We start from the raw sequence: 526 nt of genomic DNA on the forward strand, positions 1-526 counted from the left end.
GTGAGCAGCATCAGCGCCATCGACACGACAATGATGATCGTCGAGACCGCATTGATCTCGGGCGTGAACCCTTTGCGGATCGCGGCGTAGATTTCCACCGGCAGCGTCGTCTGCCCAGGCGTCGCCAGGAAATAGGACACCACGAACTGGTCGAACGACACTGCAAACGCAAACAGCCCTCCGGCAATGACGCCTGGCATGATCCAAGGCAGCGTGACGCGCCTCGTTACCTGCCACTGGTTGGCGCCGAGCGAGCGTGCCGCCTCTTCCAGCTCCGGCGCGAAGGTCTGCAGCCGGGCCGAGACGACGACGATGACATAGGGCAGCGCCAGTGCGACGTGGCCAAGCAGGATCGCATGCAGCCCGCGACCGATGCCGACGCCGAAAAAGAAGATCAGCATCGCCGTGCCGGTGATCAGCCACGGAATGGCGATCGGCGGAAACAACAGCGCCTGCAGGAATTTCTTGCCGCGAAACTCATAGCGATAGAGCGCCAGCGATGCCGCCGAGCCGAGCACGACACAGA

1 protein-coding gene is annotated in these 526 nt (G+C 62.7%); it reads right to left on the reverse strand.

Annotated elements, in window-relative coordinates:
• On the reverse strand, window positions 1-526 hold a 526-nt coding region (locus EN914_RS37845; protein WP_164779297.1), incomplete at both ends, for an ABC transporter permease.

Origin of the sequence: Mesorhizobium sp. M7A.F.Ca.CA.001.08.2.1 (assembly GCF_003998455.1) — a bacterium.
GTDB lineage: Bacteria > Pseudomonadota > Alphaproteobacteria > Rhizobiales > Rhizobiaceae > Mesorhizobium > Mesorhizobium ciceri.